The organism is Nitrospira sp., assembly GCA_029194535.1.
GTDB lineage: Bacteria > Nitrospirota > Nitrospiria > Nitrospirales > Nitrospiraceae > Nitrospira_C.
On sequence record JARFXR010000002.1, the window covers coordinates 224,205 to 237,387 of the forward strand.

Below are 13,183 nucleotides of genomic sequence, written 5' to 3' on the forward strand. Positions count from 1 at the left end.
GGATCAGTACGAATCGTCCCGATCGCGGCGCCAGTCGGCATGTTCTCCCTCTTCCTCAATGAGGGCCAACTGCTCGAACAGGGCCGGGGAGACATGATCGAGAAATCGCGTAGGTTTCGACAGCAGCATGCCGCTGCTCCTATCGAACACGTTGATCGGATAGGTGAGATAGAGATGACGCTTCGCACGGGTGACCGCGACATAGAACAGGCGGCGTTCTTCTTCCAATTCCTCATCCGCGACGAACGAATAGAGCGACGGGAATTTTCCGTCGACGATCCAGATTACGAATACGCATTGCCACTCCAATCCCTTGGCCGAATGGATCGTGGACAGGACCATCCGTTCATCGTCGCCGTCTGGCGCTTCCACCTCCATCGCGCTCCCGTCCGGAGGTTCCAGCGCAAGATCGGCGAGAAATTGGCCGACATCGGGATACCCCTCCGCGATGGTATGCAGGTGATCCAAATCCCTGGTTCGCTTGGGATAGTCGTCGTATTGCTCCTTGAGAATCGGAAGGTAATAGTCATAGATGTGATTCACTTGCTCAGCCGTCCCTCGATCGGCCGAGGCGGCCAGACTCTCGAGGGTGTGGGCGAGATTTTTCAACCCTTGGCTCGATCGTCCGCCCACGTCCCGCAAGACCCGATACGGCGCATCCGATTTGACCAACGACGCCAGCAGCTCCTGCGCCTTCTTCGGACCGACGCCTTCGACCAACATCAACACCCTGTGCCAACTGACCGCATCGAGCGGATTGGCAACCACGCGCAGGTGCGCCAACAGATCCTTCACATGTGCGGTTTCGATGAATTTGACGCCGCCGCGCTTGACGAACGGCAGGCCGCGACGAGCGAGCTCGATCTCCAGATCGAACGAATGGAAGCTCGAGCGGAACAGGACGGCCACCTCGCCCAGCGGCACGCCTTCCTCGCGGAGCTCGAGGATCTTTTGTGCGATAAAGCGAGATTGGGCATTCTCGCCTGGTGCCTCTGCCAACGTCGGCAGCGGCCCGTCCAGTTTGCGCGTGAACAGGTGCTTGCTGTATTTTTCTGCCGCCTCTTCGATGATGCAATTGGCGAGATTCAAGATCGGCTGGGTGCTGCGATAGTTTTCTTCCAGCTTGTAGATCGTGGCGCCGGGGAAGAGCGTCGGGAACTCCATGATATTCTTGAACGTTGCGCCGCGAAACGCATAGATCGATTGGCTGTCGTCCCCCACCACCATCACGTTCTGACGTCTCGACGCGAGCTTGCGGATCACGTCGGCTTGCAAACGATTGGTATCCTGATACTCATCGACCAGGATGTACCGATACAGCTGGGAAATCGCCTCCCGAGCGTGCGGGTCTTCCGTCAGCAGTCGCCGGAGCAGGACCAGCAGGTCGTCGTAATCCGCCAGCTGCCGTTGCCGTTTAGCGGCTTGATAGCCCTTCTGCAGTTGCCCCAGCACATCCAGATGATCGGCAAAATGGCTGAATTCCTCCAGGACGATGTCGTCCAGGCTTCGCAGCGTGTTTTCAGCTTTGCTGAAAATCTCGGCGATCGTCCCCTTCCGGGGAAATCGCTTGTCCTTGTCGCTGAGCCCCGACTGAGATCGCACAAGTGCGATGAGATCCTCCGCATCCCCGCGATCCAAGATCGTGAACCCCGGTTCCACCCCGATAGCTCGCCCGTAGCGGCGCAACAACATGTTCGCGACCGAGTGGAACGTGCCGCCGCACACGCGGCCGCTGCGCGAGCCGATCAGCTCGCCGGCTCGCTCGAGCATTTCTTGCGCCGATTTCCTCGTAAATGTGAGTAGCAAGATGTTGGAAGGATCGATACCCGAATCGATGAGATATGCAACCCGATAGACCAGCGTGCGGGTTTTCCCGCTCCCCGCCCCTGCAATTACGAGCGACGGACCGTCGCCGGCTGTCACCGCGGCCAATTGCTGCGGATTCAACTCCGCCGCATAGTCGATCGACAGCTTGCGCGGCACGGCTTCGTCCCCCGTCCGCTTCAGAATGTACGGTGTGATGTTTCGATTCATGCAAGAGAGTACGGAGTATCTGCGGTGTATAACATTATGATCGAGACCGTTTCAACGCGGGTGGCGGCCCTCAGGAACGGCCCTCAGCGGGAGCCCCCACTGGAGTCCGAAGGGATCTCTCGGCTATAATGCCTTTTTCGACGACATCTGAACTTCACCGCCCGACGATATTATTTTCTATATGGGGAAGACGCCATACGGAATTCAGCAACGGTCGCTCGCCGAGTTGATGCTTGCCGTCGCCGGCGAATCAGTGACCGTCATGAAAAAGAACGCGCCCGAGCAGGCGCTGAAACTCAAGCGTCAGGACGAGTGGGGTCTCTATCTCGAGTTCCTCAAAGTCATGTTCAATCTGACGGACAGGATTTCGGCGTTCCATATTCCGATCAAGGATCAGCCGGAATTCATGAACGGGTTGGAGGACGCGGTGACCACCCAGCTCAAGACGGTCTTGGAACCGGCGTTCGGCTCCACCGTGGATCAGTCCGAGATCATGATGACGATCGGAGGCACCGTGGCGGAGAGCCGTCAACTCTATGAGCGATATCGCTTTTCCATCACGGAGGACAGCAAGGCCAAGAATGAAATGTTCGATGTCTTCGGCGGGCGAGTAGCGGAGGCGCTCGGCGTAAGCGGTCATCCGCAGATTACGTCGGCCGCCACGCTCTGTGCCAGTGCGGCTGTCCCAGCGATCACCGCTATCCTGCAAGGAGATGCTCCTCTTCCGACGGCCGGCGTCGCTTCGCAATCGGCATCAGCCCCGACGATCCAACCGGACGCCGCATCTGCACCGAGGAATCCCACCGGGAACGAAATCAAGCTCATCAGCGTCATGTCCACCGTCACCGGCGATGAAGTGGAAACCCGTTGGGGACTGCATCCACGCTTCCGCCAGGACCTGACCCAGGAAGAAGTGCAGCAGTTGACCAAGCTGATGAATCGAGTTGCAAAAATTCTTGGCGAACGCTACGCATCCGTGGCATTCTCGGACGAGTGGACCTCCTGGCACAAGGCCGGCCACGCCTGACCCCACTCGGCGCGGGGTGCTCCGCTATCCCCCTCACGACCGCCTTGGCCTCACATTCTCATAAGGAGTCGCAGTGGAGACTACGAACATCTCTCAGAATGCACGTGTCGGCCTACCCCTCAGCTTGGCCCGCCTCGAGGAGCTCTCCCAGAATTTGTGGTGGAGTTGGACGTTGGAGGCGCGACAGCTGTTCGAAACGATTGATCCCACGCTGTGGTTTCTGACGCAACACAATCCTGTCAAGCTGCTTGCGGATGTGAAACCGGAACGGCTGGCGCGCCTGGCGGAGGATCCGTCCTATCTTCGGCAGTACTCCGCGGTGATTAAATTGTTCGATCAGTACCGGGCCAACGGCCATAGCTGGTTCAGCACACAGCATGCCGCTTCGGTCAAGGAAACCATCGCCTATTTCTCCGCGGAGTTCGGCCTCCACACCTCCATCCCCATTTACAGCGGCGGCTTGGGCATTCTGGCCGGCGACCACTGCAAGGAGGCGAGCGATCTCGGTGTGCCGCTGGTCGGCATCGGCTTCATGTATCCACAGGGATACTTCCGCCAACGCATCACGACGGAAGGCTGGCAGGAAGCAGCCTACGCGGCGTTCAATCGCGAGGAGTCTCCCATCCACTCGGCGCTGACCCCATCAGGGGAACCTTGTCGGATTGCGGTGGAGATAGGCGGCCGGACCGTCGCCGCCGTCGTCTGGAAAGTGCAGGTTGGTCGGGTCCCGCTGTACCTGATCGACACGGACGTGCACGAGAACACGCCTGAGAACCGCGCCCTGTCCGCTCGATTGTACGGAGGTGACCAGGAGATGCGGTTATGCCAGGAAATCCTACTCGGCATCGGAGGCGTTCGCGTTCTGCGCAACCTGGGCATTGCTCCCTCCGTCTGGCATGCCAACGAAGGGCATTCCGCCTTTCTGACCTTGGAGCGCCTTCGGGAGTTGGTACAAGCAGGCACATCTCACGCCGAGGCGAGCGAGATCGTCCGGCAGAGCACCGTGTTCACGACCCACACGCCTGTACCCGCCGGTCATGACGTGTTTCCACATCACCTGATGGAGAAGTACTTTGCAGGTTTTTGGGATCAGATCGGTCTCTCGCGTGAGGAATTCCTCGGCCTGGGAGAAACCCCGGAATCTCGGGGACGTGGGTTCAACATGACCGCGCTTGTGATGCGGTTGTCGGCGCATCTCAACGGAGTCAGCCGGGAGCACGGACGGGTGAGTCGCCAGATGTGGCAGCATTTTTGGCCCGGGCTCCCCGTTGAACAGGTGCCGATCCGGAGCATCACCAACGGCATCCACGCGCCAACCTGGATTTCTCCTGACCTTCACAGGCTGTACAGCAAATCGCTCAGCCCGATGTGGGCCGAGAGCTGCGACGATCCGGCCATGTGGCAGCGGGTCCTCGATATTCCCGATCATGAACTCTGGGCCGTTCGCCAGACGATGAAGCGCAAACTCATGGGCTTTATCCGTGGGCGGGTCCGCACCGGCTGGATGCAGGGACAGCTCCACCCCTCGCAGGTGCTGGCCCGAGGCACGTTGCTTGACCCCGAGGCGCTCACGATCGGGTTTGCGCGACGGTTCGCCACGTACAAACGGGCCACCTTGCTGTTTGCCGACCTTGAACGTTTAAAGCGCCTTCTCCACGACCAATGGCGCCCCGTCCAGCTGATCTTCGCCGGCAAAGCTCATCCGGCCGACGAACCAGGACGCTATTTCATTCACGAGGTCATGAGCTATTGCCAGGACCACAAGTTGGGAGGTCAGGTGGCCTTTCTGGAAGACTATGAGATGCACATGGCCAAGTACCTCGTACAGGGCGTGGACATCTGGCTGAACACTCCGCGCTTTCCCATGGAAGCCAGCGGCACGAGCGGTATGAAGGCGGCCCTCAACGGTGCGTTGCACTTCAGTGTGCTCGACGGGTGGTGGCAAGAAGGGTATAACGGGGCGAACGGCTGGGGCATTCAGCCGCTGGGCGACGTCGACGTCGAGGCGCAGGACCGTCACGACGCCGAACAGCTCTATCGGCTACTGGAGCAGGAAGTCGTTCCACTCTATTATCAGCGCGACATCGACGGCATCCCGCGCGGATGGCTCCAATTGGTCAAGGAAAGTATCAGGACCGTCGCGCCGGTCTTCTGCACCAAGCGGATGGTAAAAGACTATGTGGAGATGCTGTACACGCCGGCGATGGCCAAAACCCCGACGGTATGGTAAGACCGCTCCCTCTGCCGCCGTCCCGAGGAACCCAGTTGTACATCGCATGGTGACCGGTCCCTCTTTCCGTGCCCATGCGATTCTATTCACGGCGCTCCTGCTGACAACCTCCCTCGCCTTCGGCGCGACTGCGGCCACGGCGGGTGTCGGCCTGGAACAGGAAGCGACCCAGGCCTATCGCGACGCGGAATACGACAAAGTTCTGAATCTATGGAGTTCCCGGGCTTCGGATCTCCCCCCGTCGAAGGCCTTCCTTCGCGTGACGATTCAAAGCCACCTGAAACTGGGCCACACCGAGGAGGCCGTGGCGCTTTACGACCGATTGGTTCCCGCCAACCAACCGGACGAGTTCCCACTTTTGCGTTCGCTGGCCCTGAGCACGTTGATCACTCACGTCCGCGACTCCAAAGAATACGTCAGGATCGCCGCCTACACGGCTCTGGCGGAGTTGGGGCTTGTCGAGACCAGATCCATTTTAGAGGATGGGTTGCTGGACCCTTCTCCGTTGGTGCGGGCCCGCGCCGTCGAGGGTCTCGGTCATGCCGGGCTGGCTTCGAAGTCGGATGCGCTACGACGCGCCCTGCGGGACGACATGCCGCCGGTACGCATCGCCGCCATGAACGTGTTGAGCGAAGGAGGAGTCGGCGACATTGTGCCCCGTCTGGTCGAGGTGGCGCGAACTGAAGACGGACCCGAAGGGGTATTCGCCTACGCCGCGCTCTATCGGCTGGGCAAACAGGACATGTTGCGCGATATCACGGGAGCCGCCACACTTCCGGATCCGGAAACCCGCATGGCCGCATTGGGTGCGCTCGGAAAATTGAAACGGCCGTCGAGCCTCGCGGTACTCAGCCAAGCTGTCTACGATCCTGAGCCGTCGGTTCGTGCGTTTGCCGCCGGTGCCCTGGGCGAGTTCGGGCAGCCCGGAGCGGTTGCGCCGCTCACGCATGCGATCGGTGACGAGCACGCACGAGTCAGGGGTGTGGCTGCCGTCAGTTTGGGCCGTCTCGGCATCCGTGACACACGTCCGCTGTTGCTCCAATTGACGCACGATGCCTCCATGCAGGTGCGCGCCAGCGCCGTTGAAGGGCTTCTTCGATTGGGCGATGCATCAGCCGTCCTGATTGCTACGGATCTGGCTCGTCACCCCGACCCATCGGTTCGCGCTGCCACGGCACAGGCGCTTGGGATGGCCGTCGACAAGCAAGGCACAACCATCCTTCAGGCGCTGCTGCAGGATCAGCAACCTCAGCCCAGGTTATTTGCTGCGAAAGCGCTAGGCAAGACGAACCCGCCCGCGTTTGCTCTCCTAAAAAAGGGCTTGCACGATTCGGACTTGGCTGTCCGTATCACCGCAGCCGGGAGTCTGTTGCAACAAATCGACCGACACAACAGGTCCACGGCATCCAAGGGACGGAAAGGATAGGCATGTGGAAATTTATCGGAGTGCTCCTCTTGATTGTGGCATCGTTCGCGCTGGGATTCTATTTCGGCCAACGGCCGGTCGGAACTTTGGAGGAAACAGTGGCAGGGTTGCCGAAGTCAATAAAGGAAGTCTCTCGGAACGTCATGGACACTACCATGGGAATCGAACAGGATCTCCGCAGGCGCCAGGCCCTGCTCGAGACGAAGTCAAAAATCGTGCAAACCCGTTCCGATGTGCTGGATAAGAATTTCGGGGAAGCGGCAAAGCAGCTGGCGGACGGCGTGGCCGGTCTGGAAACCGCCATCAAGGGGGCGCGACAAGACGCTTCGACTCAGGCCGTGCGGGCAGTCATCGGCACGTTGCAGGAATTGCGACTGGAATTGTCGATGGGAAAGCCAGTTCCGATGAAGAAACTCAACGACGTTCAGAAGGAAATCGACCGGCAGCTCGACAAATAGACGGCCGCGTCGGGCGCACGATTTCGAGCGGGCTGGAGACCGCTCAGGCGTTGGCCGGCTGCTTCTTCCACTTCGCCAGAATTCGCTCGACCCGCATCCGCACCACCATGTCCGAATCTTTCGTCAACGGCTTGATGGCATCGCGTCCGCGATCGTCTCCGATTGCCTCCAAGGCGGCAGCTGCGGTCAGGCGGGTGAACCAATCCTTGTCGGCCAACATTTCGATCAGTGGATCGATGGCGTCAGTATGCTTGATGCGACCGAGGGCCAGCACCGCTTGCTTTCGAACCAGCTCGTCCCTGTCCTTCAGCGCGACGACCAGCCGACTCAGGGCCGGAGCGCCCAGCTCGACCAGGGCATTGGTCGCATCGTCCTTGAATTCGTCGTTCCGCAGCTGAAGCATGAGCGGATCGAGCACTCGCTCATCGCGGATCTTGCCCAGTGCGGCAATCGCGTACTTTCGAACGTCCCAATCACGAAGCAGCTTGAGCAGCATTTCCACGGCAGGAGAACCGATCTGACCGAGCCCATCGACGGCGACTTCCCGAACCTGCCAGTCTCCGTCCCGCAGCGCCTGGCACAACGGTTCCACGCATCGTTCATCCGCCATTTCCCCGAGGGTGATGGCTGCTTCGCGCCGTACGACCCAGTCAGAATCCTTGAGCAGGTCGATTTGGATATCGATCTCGTCCTTCGGTTTCTCTTCTTCGAGCAGCGCAGCCTCAGGCTGCACGTCGGTGGCTTCGGCCGCCGGAGCCTCTCCAGTCAGCTCCGCCGCCACCTGATCGGTAAGTTCGTCGGACGCGGCTTCGGGATCGGTTTCTTTGTGATGGTCTTGCTCGTGTGCTTCCGATGGTTTCATGAATCGCTTCCTCAGTGACAGCTGAAAGCCGGCTATCCTGCCGCCGGAGCCCCCTCGGTAGCCGGCTTATTCGCTCCCGAATGTTTTTTTCTTAGAGCCACCGCACGCCGTTTCCGCTGCTCACGCTTCAGCCGCTTCCGAAGCGCACGGACCGCTGCATCACCCTCAGGATTGTTGTGGCCACTCAACTTTGCGGCCACCTTCTTCTTGAGCCGCGCCTCGTCCGACTCGGACCCCTTTTTCGCCATTGCCAACCTCCGCCTTCCGTCAAATCCTCAATTCTTTCTGTGAAATCGTGCACGGGCACCCACACCTCCCAGGGTCCCGTACCGACCCGCATGGTCCGCAGTCTAGTGGACCGCTTTATGTGCTGTCAACGGGAGCGCAGGAGCCAGGGAAAAGGTTAGTCGAGAACGAGCGCGGCAAGTTCGACATGCGCCGTATGGTCTGCCGCCAGTGTCGCCGGGACCCGCAGGTCTCTTCGCCTGGTCCACAGATCGCCGGGGCGTGGACGGTGGGGAGCCCCCAGCGCGACACCCTCCGGCTTCGTCGTCGAGTCGGTGCCCAGAATCCTGGCAAGCGACCGCGCCTTGGCGGCGTCAGAAGACAGGAGCGAGTCCGGTCGACGCTCTCCGACGATTTCAACTTGAACCAGCGATAATCCCCCCTTTTCCATACCTAGGCGTATCGCCGCGGCGTGAGAAAGGTCGAGGATGCGACCGTTTACATAAGGACCGCGATCCGTGATCCGAACATAAATGTACTTGCCGTTGACCAGGTTGACCACACGGACCATGCTCCCCAGCGGCATCGTGCGGTGAGCGGCAGTCAACCCTTCCATATCATAGATCGTCCCATCGGCAGCTTGTTTCCCATGGAACGGTTCGCCATACCAGGAGGCTGTGCCGCGATCCTTAATGCCGACATCGAATTGGGAATCACCCTTCGGAATCCAGGAACAACCGCCCATGAAGCACCAGGTGCCGAGGACGACGCCGAGAACGGCGGTATACGGTGATGTCATTGCACGAACGGTCATGTCGTCACCTCTATCCTGTTGAACCGACCGCTTGACTCTCACCGGTCCAACTTAAAACCGGGGCTGTCGTTCAACAATACCGACAGCGTAGCCCCCGCCCCTACCTTCGGCTGGAGCACAGGATCAGTCACATATCATCACATGCACAGGGATGTGGCCAAGACTCCCCGTCATCGAAATGCGACCCGATCGCCTTACTGGTCCGGTTCAGAAAGACATCAGCCTTTGGCTTGAATCATTCGGGCGAGCAGGCCCTCAGGGCTCTTGACATATGTGAGCCAAACGCTCTCGCCCACCCGTATATTATGGAGAGGGACCTTTTTCTGCCCCCGTAGAATCTTAGTCTGAGCGGTGACGGTGGCTCCGACAGTCATAAAATTCTTGGGTGTGATCGGGGTATTGACCACAATCAGTTGGGGCGACTGATTCGAGGTCACTCCGATCACAATCCCTTGTACCTTGTAGGTCCGTCCTTGAGCGGCCTCACTGGCAGGAACGGAGAGCAACCCGATCGCGATCGCCACCACCGCTGTCCAAAACCAACGCCGACTCGGCGTGACGATTCTGTCTCTCATTGCCAGGAGCCGTTCGAAGTGTGCTGGACTCTAACAGGATGCTCGGCGCCTGTAAAGTTGCCGATTCCACGATCAGCTTCCTGCGCCGATCTTTTAGTCTCCCGCGCCATCGATATTGACTGCCCTCCACGGGGTGAGTAAGATGCCTTGTCTTCAATGGACCGGACATCGATGAGCAGCCCGCCTGTATAGTCCTCGACGGCATCCGTTCAGCCGCAGGCACACCATCAGCCACAGGCACACCAGTGACGACAGATGATTGACGTTCAGCAAGTTACCAAGCGATACGGACAGCACACCGCCATCGATCGCGTAACTTTCTCCGTCGCCAAGGGAGAGGTGCTGGCCTTTCTTGGCCCGAACGGGGCGGGCAAGACGACGACCATGCGGATTCTCACCTGCTTCCTTCCAGCCACGGAAGGATCGGCGCGGGTCGCAGGATACGACTGCCTTGACCAACCGTTGGACGTGAAGCGACGAATTGGTTATCTGCCGGAGACGCCGCCCGTTTATCAAGAATTGACGACCCACGAGTACCTTCGATTCGTCGGGCAGCTTCGCGGCCTGAAGCGCGACACGCTGACCGCGGCCATCACTCGTGAAGTTGAACGGTTGGGACTGGGGCCGGTCCAGCACCGATTGATCGGCAATCTTTCTCGTGGCTATCGCCAGCGTGTGGGACTGGCTCAGGCCCTGCTTCATGATCCTCCCGTCTTGATACTCGACGAGCCGACCGTCGGGCTCGACCCAAAACAGATCATCGAAATTCGCGAATTGATCAGAAGTCTGGCAGGGTCACACTCGGTGATTCTCAGCACACATATCCTTCCAGAAGCCACCGCCGTCTGCCAGCGGGTTGTGATTATCAGTGGCGGACGTATCGTTGCAGAAGACACTCCCGATCAACTCTCCGCCCGCTTGCGCAACTCGGAAAAACTTTCCGTAATCCTCAAGCGTCCGCCGGCAGATGTCGAAGCCCGGTTCAAGCAGATTTCCGGTGTGCAGCACGTGTTCGCCGACGGCGCAGCCGGCAGCTTCCTGCTGGAGTCCGAATTGGGTCAGGACATTCGCGAAGACGTCGGCCGTTTGGCAGTCACCAACGGCTGGGGTCTGGTCGAACTCAAACCGATCTCCATGACGCTGGAAGACGTCTTTCTCCGTCTCACTCGGCACGAGGAAGGGATGGGCCAGCCGGAACAGGAATCCGAACTCGAACCCATGGGAAGCACGGAGACCTCAGCATGACACCGGTCGGCGCCATCGTCTCCAAAGAACTGCGCTCCTATTTCGTTTCCCCGGTCGTCTACGTCGTCGGGGCGGTGTTCCTGCTCATCGTTGGACTGCTGGCCTATCTGTACATCGTGTTCGCGGGCGCCCAGGCGATCCAGCTGATGCAGATCCAAGGCAGCCAGGCCCAGATCAACCTCAACGACCTCGTCTTCCGCAACCTCTTTGCAAGCGTCCGATTCGTCCTCCTCATCATTCTGCCGATCCTCACCATGCGGCTCTTCGCGGAGGAGCGAAAGCTTCGAACCTTTGAGTTCCTGATGACCTCGCCTGTCGGATTGAACGAGATCGTCGCCGGCAAGTTCACGAGCGTGTTCCTCGTTTTTGGGGGATTGCTTGCATGGACGGGCCTCATCCCGCTGACCCTGTCGCTGTTCAGCGATTTCGATTGGCACCCCGTGCTGACCGGCTATCTCGGCCTGGCGTTGCTCGGCGCGTTGTTTCTCGGCGTGGGACTTCTGGCGTCCGCATTGACCGAGAATCAAGTTGTCGCGGCATTCCTGAGTTTCGGCCTGTTGCTGTTTCTATGGCTCCTTGCGGGTCTCGGCTCTCTTCTGGGCGATACCGCGGCGGGACAGGTCATCTCCTACGTTTCCTTCATGGAGCACTATGACCACCTGGTGCGCGGCCTCGTGGACACGAAGGATCTGGTGTATTTTGCCACCGCGATCATCCTGGTGTTGTTTCTTGCGCACCGCGTCGTCGATTCCGCCAGATGGAGATGAACGTCAGAACCCTGCCGCTCGGTGTATTGGGAACGGCGCTGGCAATCGCCGGTACAGTCGCCTATAGCCTCGCGCCCGACAAACTCTGGCTCGTGACGGCTGTAGAAGGACTGGCGCTGGTCTGCCTCATCGCGTTCTTTATCGTTCACTTCCAATCGCTGAAGACCTTTTCATCTCGTCGTTCGACCCGTCTCGGGGCCAATAGTTTGCTTTTGAGCCTGTTGATGATCGGCATTCTGGCGATCGTGAACTTTCTGTCCGCCCGTCACTCGGTCCGCTGGGACTTCTCCGAAAATCAAAACTTCTCGCTCGCGCCTCAAACTCATCGGGTTCTACGCAGCCTGCCCCGCGACGTGAAGATCACCGTCTTCACCCGAGAAAAAGACCCAGGTTATCAGTCCTACAAGGAACGACTCGACAGTTATCGGCAGGCGAGTTCGAAGCTGACGGTCGAATTCGTCGATCCGGAACGACAACCGAAGGCGGCGCAATCCTACGGGATCACCAGAACCGACACGGCCATTTTCGAGAGCGGGACGCAGACGATCCGCGTGACCAATCCATCCGAAGCAGAATTGACCGGCGCATTGATGCGCGTCGCACGCGACGAGAAAAAGCGCATTCTATTCGTGGACGGACACGGGGAACACAGCCTCGATGACCAGGAACGGACAGGTTTCTCCTCCGCCAAGGAGTTGCTGGCCCGACAGGGATACCAAGTCGACTCGATCAGCCTGCTGTCCCAATCTTTCGTTCCGGACGGCACGGCCATTCTCGTGCTGGCAGGGCCCCGCAAGCCGATCACCTCAGATGAACTGGACCGCATCCGGACATACATGGAGGCCGGAGGCCGACTTCTGCTCATGGTGGACCCGGGTACGCAGACCGATCTTTCTCCCCTCCTGTCCCGCTGGGGTCTCGGACTCGGTCCTGGAGTGCTTGTCGATCTGCAAGACCGGTTGGCACAAGGTGATCTTACCGCATTGCTCGTCCGCACCTTCACCGAACATGAGATTACGCAGGACCTCACCGCGGCCGTGCTGCTCCCACTCGCCAGGCATATCACTTTCGATGAGCAGAAGGGGAAGGACTGGGACTACGTGCCGCTCGCACGCACCTCTCCCAATAGCTGGGCCGAGACGGATTTAAAGGGTCGGGTCGTGAGCCTCAATGAGAAGGAAGACATCAAAGGCCCGCTCCCGATGGCGGCGGCCTTGGCACCCAAGAAACCGCCCGTCGAAGGTAAGCCGAGAGCAGGGATCGTGATCATCGGCAACAGTACGTTCGCGACCAACGGCTTCGTCAATTTTCCAGGCAACAGTGATTTCCTACTGCATACCACCGGATGGCTGGCGGATGATCGCGAACTGCTTGCCATCGGTCCCAGAGACCAGGCGCTGAAGCCGTTCATTCCCAATCCGGTTCAGGAACGAACGCTGCTCTACGTGCAGGTCATCCTCATTCCGGCTCTGCTGTGCGTCGCCGGACTGACGGTGTGGCGAAAGCGCCGCCGGCTCTAA

General features: G+C 59.5%; 12 protein-coding genes. 7 read left to right on the top strand and 5 right to left on the bottom strand.

Annotated elements, in window-relative coordinates; all coding sequences use genetic code 11:
* Nucleotides 1-3 precede the first annotated feature (3 nt).
* Nucleotides 4-2,034, bottom strand: coding sequence for an ATP-dependent helicase (locus tag P0111_12530; GenBank protein MDF0644849.1), 2,031 nt, complete (start codon nucleotides 2,032-2,034; stop codon nucleotides 4-6).
* A 181-nt stretch (nucleotides 2,035-2,215) separates the two neighbouring features.
* On the opposite strand from P0111_12530, the gene P0111_12535 reads away from it, so the two are divergent.
* The 4 genes from P0111_12535 to P0111_12550 all read left to right on the top strand — a co-directional run bounded on the left by P0111_12535 (nucleotide 2,216) and on the right by P0111_12550 (nucleotide 7,175).
* Entirely contained in the window at nucleotides 2,216-3,061 is an 846-nt protein-coding gene (locus P0111_12535; GenBank protein ID MDF0644850.1) for a hypothetical protein, read from the top strand.
* 73 nt (nucleotides 3,062-3,134) lie between these two features.
* Nucleotides 3,135-5,291 carry an alpha-glucan family phosphorylase gene (gene glgP / locus P0111_12540; GenBank protein MDF0644851.1) on the top strand — a complete coding sequence of 719 codons (2,157 nt, stop codon included), beginning with the start codon at nucleotides 3,135-3,137 and terminating at the stop codon, nucleotides 5,289-5,291.
* A gap of 46 nt (nucleotides 5,292-5,337) precedes the next feature.
* Nucleotides 5,338-6,717 (top strand): HEAT repeat domain-containing protein, encoded by a 1,380-nt coding sequence (locus P0111_12545; GenBank protein MDF0644852.1) that lies wholly within the window; start codon nucleotides 5,338-5,340, stop codon nucleotides 6,715-6,717.
* Nucleotides 6,718-6,719: 2 nt separating this feature from the next.
* Entirely contained in the window at nucleotides 6,720-7,175 is a 456-nt protein-coding gene (locus tag P0111_12550) for a hypothetical protein (protein ID MDF0644853.1), read from the top strand.
* Nucleotides 7,176-7,218: 43 nt separating this feature from the next.
* Here the strand turns inward: P0111_12550 and P0111_12555 are convergent, their stop codons facing one another.
* The 4 genes from P0111_12555 to P0111_12570 form a co-directional block, all read right to left on the bottom strand.
* Nucleotides 7,219-8,037, bottom strand: coding sequence for a HEAT repeat domain-containing protein (locus tag P0111_12555; GenBank protein ID MDF0644854.1), 819 nt, complete (start codon nucleotides 8,035-8,037; stop codon nucleotides 7,219-7,221).
* Nucleotides 8,038-8,069: 32 nt separating this feature from the next.
* The gene (locus tag P0111_12560; GenBank protein ID MDF0644855.1) at nucleotides 8,070-8,285 is read right to left on the bottom strand and encodes a hypothetical protein; all 216 of its coding nucleotides are present in this window, start codon (nucleotides 8,283-8,285) and stop codon (nucleotides 8,070-8,072) included.
* A 155-nt stretch (nucleotides 8,286-8,440) separates the two neighbouring features.
* Nucleotides 8,441-9,076: a septal ring lytic transglycosylase RlpA family protein gene (locus tag P0111_12565; protein MDF0644856.1), complete on the bottom strand. Its 636-nt coding sequence runs from the start codon at nucleotides 9,074-9,076 to the stop codon at nucleotides 8,441-8,443.
* Nucleotides 9,077-9,294: 218 nt separating this feature from the next.
* Nucleotides 9,295-9,651: a hypothetical protein gene (locus P0111_12570; protein MDF0644857.1), complete on the bottom strand. Its 357-nt coding sequence runs from the start codon at nucleotides 9,649-9,651 to the stop codon at nucleotides 9,295-9,297.
* Nucleotides 9,652-9,906: 255 nt separating this feature from the next.
* On the opposite strand from P0111_12570, the gene P0111_12575 reads away from it, so the two are divergent.
* The 3 genes from P0111_12575 to P0111_12585 are packed head-to-tail and all read left to right on the top strand — an operon-like array spanning nucleotide 9,907 to nucleotide 13,183.
* The gene (locus P0111_12575; protein MDF0644858.1) at nucleotides 9,907-10,896 is read left to right on the top strand and encodes an ATP-binding cassette domain-containing protein; all 990 of its coding nucleotides are present in this window, start codon (nucleotides 9,907-9,909) and stop codon (nucleotides 10,894-10,896) included.
* On the top strand, nucleotides 10,893-11,663 hold the full coding sequence (locus P0111_12580) for an ABC transporter permease (GenBank protein ID MDF0644859.1): 771 nt from the start codon (nucleotides 10,893-10,895) through the stop codon (nucleotides 11,661-11,663). Before P0111_12575 ends, P0111_12580 begins: the two co-directional genes overlap by 4 nt.
* Complete coding sequence (locus tag P0111_12585) at nucleotides 11,660-13,183, top strand: DUF4350 domain-containing protein (protein MDF0644860.1); 1,524 nt, start codon at nucleotides 11,660-11,662, stop codon at nucleotides 13,181-13,183. Before P0111_12580 ends, P0111_12585 begins: the two co-directional genes overlap by 4 nt.

Coding starts and splice junctions, on each gene's coding strand:
- P0111_12530 (MDF0644849.1), bottom strand. CDS start 2,034: ATGAATCGAAACATCACACCGTACATTCTGAAGCGGACGGGGGACGAA.
- P0111_12535 (MDF0644850.1), top strand. CDS start 2,216: ATGGGGAAGACGCCATACGGAATTCAGCAACGGTCGCTCGCCGAGTTG.
- P0111_12545 (MDF0644852.1), top strand. CDS start 5,338: ATGGTGACCGGTCCCTCTTTCCGTGCCCATGCGATTCTATTCACGGCG.
- P0111_12550 (MDF0644853.1), top strand. CDS start 6,720: ATGTGGAAATTTATCGGAGTGCTCCTCTTGATTGTGGCATCGTTCGCG.
- P0111_12555 (MDF0644854.1), bottom strand. CDS start 8,037: ATGAAACCATCGGAAGCACACGAGCAAGACCATCACAAAGAAACCGAT.
- P0111_12560 (MDF0644855.1), bottom strand. CDS start 8,285: ATGGCGAAAAAGGGGTCCGAGTCGGACGAGGCGCGGCTCAAGAAGAAG.
- P0111_12565 (MDF0644856.1), bottom strand. CDS start 9,076: ATGACCGTTCGTGCAATGACATCACCGTATACCGCCGTTCTCGGCGTC.
- P0111_12570 (MDF0644857.1), bottom strand. CDS start 9,651: ATGAGAGACAGAATCGTCACGCCGAGTCGGCGTTGGTTTTGGACAGCG.
- P0111_12575 (MDF0644858.1), top strand. CDS start 9,907: ATGATTGACGTTCAGCAAGTTACCAAGCGATACGGACAGCACACCGCC.
- P0111_12580 (MDF0644859.1), top strand. CDS start 10,893: ATGACACCGGTCGGCGCCATCGTCTCCAAAGAACTGCGCTCCTATTTC.
- P0111_12585 (MDF0644860.1), top strand. CDS start 11,660: ATGAACGTCAGAACCCTGCCGCTCGGTGTATTGGGAACGGCGCTGGCA.